This window comes from Winogradskyella sp. (assembly GCF_025210595.1).
Lineage (GTDB): Bacteria > Bacteroidota > Bacteroidia > Flavobacteriales > Flavobacteriaceae > Winogradskyella.
Window position 1 is genome coordinate 1 of record NZ_JAOARH010000110.1, and the last position, 3067, is coordinate 3067.

The 3067-nt window shown below is 36.0% G+C and carries 2 protein-coding genes; both read right to left on the reverse strand.

The window, feature by feature from the left end; translation table 11 throughout:
* Positions 1 to 339: 339 nt before the first annotated feature.
* The gene (locus N4A42_RS11610; RefSeq protein WP_294074160.1) at positions 340 to 1710 is read right to left on the reverse strand and encodes an erythromycin esterase family protein; all 1371 of its coding nucleotides are present in this window, start codon (positions 1708 to 1710) and stop codon (positions 340 to 342) included.
* A gap of 601 nt (positions 1711 to 2311) precedes the next feature.
* On the reverse strand, positions 2312 to 2755 hold the full coding sequence (locus N4A42_RS11615) for a DMT family transporter (protein ID WP_367172510.1): 444 nt from the start codon (positions 2753 to 2755) through the stop codon (positions 2312 to 2314).
* Positions 2756 to 3067 lie beyond the last annotated feature (312 nt).

Sequence of the window (3067 nt, forward strand, 5' to 3'; positions counted from 1 at the left end):
TGATCTTCTCAATTCTTCGAAGCTTCCCCGACTTACTAAAAGGTTTTCTGCGCATAAGTAGCTTGACCTTCCAATGCCCAGTGAACCAGTATATTTTGCGCCTTTGTGCTTTTGCGTTTAATTTTAGTTATATAGTAGGTTAATACCGATTGTGAAAACATATGAGCCACTGCTTCGCAAACTCGCACTGCCTAACATTTTCTACATCGGCATGATGCTATTTCCAAAATGGCTCATTTAGATGTTACATTTGGTATAAAAAAACATAGGGGATAAAAATAAAAAACGCAAAGACAATGATCTTTGCGTTTTTTGTATTTCATAATTCCTGATTCGTAATTATTCTGCTGCTGTTCCCGGGCTCACTTCATGCAAATAAAAACAAGCATTCCATTCACGAGGTTCTATTTTGGTGTAATAATCATTCTCACGAAGCGTTAACTGATTGTTTAACCAAGGCCAAGCTTCAAGAGGAGCTTTATCCCAATGAATAAAAAATTGCTCTTTACCTATAGCACTCATCGCAGCTTCCATTCCATCTGTTTTAGCTGCCTGTATATCATCAATAAATCGCTCGGTGGGACGTTGCCATTTGTTCCAGAATTTACCCCCTCCGTAACACATTCCTATCACGAAAAAATCGTTATTCAATTCTTGTTTTATAAATTGTGCCATTGGTGTGAAATTGCCCCATACGCCATCTTGTAACTGGCTTTTGGTTTTGGTGTGAATGACATGATTGATCAGAATGATTTTAGCATCCTTTCTCTGTTTCAATGCCCACAATACGCTATGTGCCATCATTAATTCGCGTCCACTTAAACCTGTATATCGGTGTGGCTCTATTCCTGCTCTGTCAGCATAATTGCGGTAATAATTCTCCGCCATACGCATTGCAATGGCACTTTGCCTTGCCCACTGATATTCCTCTTGGTTCCACTTAGCAACAAACTCTTCTTTATTTCTATCAAAGTGAGCTACAGCTTCATCTAAAACAATTGCAATTTGTGCTTTTTGCTCAGCACTCAGCTTTTCCTGATAATTCAATCTGGCTTTTTTGGTTCCCATAACTTTTAACATCGGATCCAATCGCTTCTTTAACTGCTTTGCATATGTAGGATCAACCTTTTGAAGGTAATCAAAAATGCGCTGCATTGGGGGATACCAATTTTTGTAAAATCCACCAATATCAGCACCATAATATCTCAACACATTGTCATGAGTCTGGTTGTATTCACGCATCCAATCAATTAAGCTGCGGCCTTCTTTCCAAGTGCCATACATTTTATTAAACCCGTCAACATAAACATTTCCTTGCACGTTTTTGCCTTGAATAAAATCATAAACCATACGAGATTCCGGCAAACCACTTTCAGCCATCACCGTATTAAAACCTTTCTCTTCTACAAGGTACCTGATTAGCCTTTCATGAAGCTGCATCATTTCCTTGCAGTTGTGAAATCCTTCGCTAATGGCTATCACACGAGCATCGCCAATAGCCTCAACTATGGCTTTCAAATCGCTATTATCAGATGTTGGTGTTAAGGAGTTAATTGCAACAGCATTCTGTCTTCCCCATTCTACAAAAGCTTTTTCGGCATTCGAATAAATTTCTTCTTTTGTAGTTAGCTTGTTTTTTGGTTTGTTACAGCAGGAAAAAGCTATTCCTACCAGTAAAGTAATGGCAATAGTTAGTTGTAATGTTTTCATGAAATAGTGTGTTTGTATTTTTTTAGAAGCTTAAAATTAGGAAAGATTTAAATATTCACCACAAAGCAACGCGAAGTAAATCATATCGATTAATGCGAATCAAGAGTTAAAAGTACTTAAAGTTTAAAGTGCCTTAAGTTAAAATTGAGAGCTTTTAAGCATTTCAAGTACTTATAATACTATGTGAATCAAGCGTTGAATTCTTTTTTAAAACAATTATTAATGCCGTGCCTAAGGCACCAAGCTTTATTTACTGTACTTCTCTACAAAAATCTCGTTTCTCCGAGGCTTGTGCCGCTTTACTTACGAATTGCCTCAGTTAAATTTGTCGTTTTTTATTATTAAGGCGCAGATGATCATGATGATTTGGAAACAGAAAGCTTTCAGCGGCTTTGAATGTATTCAACAAACTAAATCATAACAAATCATATAAAATCTTAAAAATCAGCGTCAATTCATTCTCTGTTTCAACCCTTGATTCGCATGATTATTAAAACGCTATTCTTAGCTCGAAACTTTTTGGTTCCTATCCTGAGGAAATCAAAAAAAAATAAACCACAAACAGAGATATCGTAACTCGTAATTAATCAATCGCAATTGATTAGAATTTCTGTATCACCAAAACACCAGCTAAAATCAGCATAATACCCAATACTCTTCCCCAGTTTATGGGTTGTACAGAAATTCCAAACAGTCCAAAATGATCGATGACCAAAGAGAAAGCCAACTGTCCCAATACGATTAAAGCAAAACTTAAAGCTGCTCCCAAACGAGGAACCAGAAAGATAACCGATGATACATACACCGCGCCTATTGCGCCTCCTATCCAGGCATGTAAAGGTGCTTCCTTAATGGTTTGTATCAGATTATTGGGTGTTCGCATTCCAATAACCACAAAAAGTAAGATGGTGCCTCCTACCATAAAGTTTACCAATGCTGCCATTAAAGGTGCTTTTAGGAAAGTACCTAGTTTTGCATTTACACTGGCCTGTATTGGCATTAAACATCCTACCAGCAAAATCAAAATCATCAGGAAATATCTCATAGTATTTTCTTTTGTTGCAAAAATAGGGAATTTTGAAAGCTATATTTATTATATAAGCAAATCAAGGGTTAAAAGTACTTAAAGTGTAAAGTGCCTTAAGTTAAAATTGAGATCTTTTAAGCATTTCAAGTATTTATATACTATACGAATTAAGGGTTGAATTCTTGTTCGGAACAATTAGTTATACCAATTTTATTTTGGAATGAGCGTTAAATTGTTTTGAATATTTTGAGTTTAGACAAGTTAAAAAATTAAGGCATAGCAGAGTTACGGCGCAATTTTTTAATGAAGTGTAAACTTAAAATAGCAGAA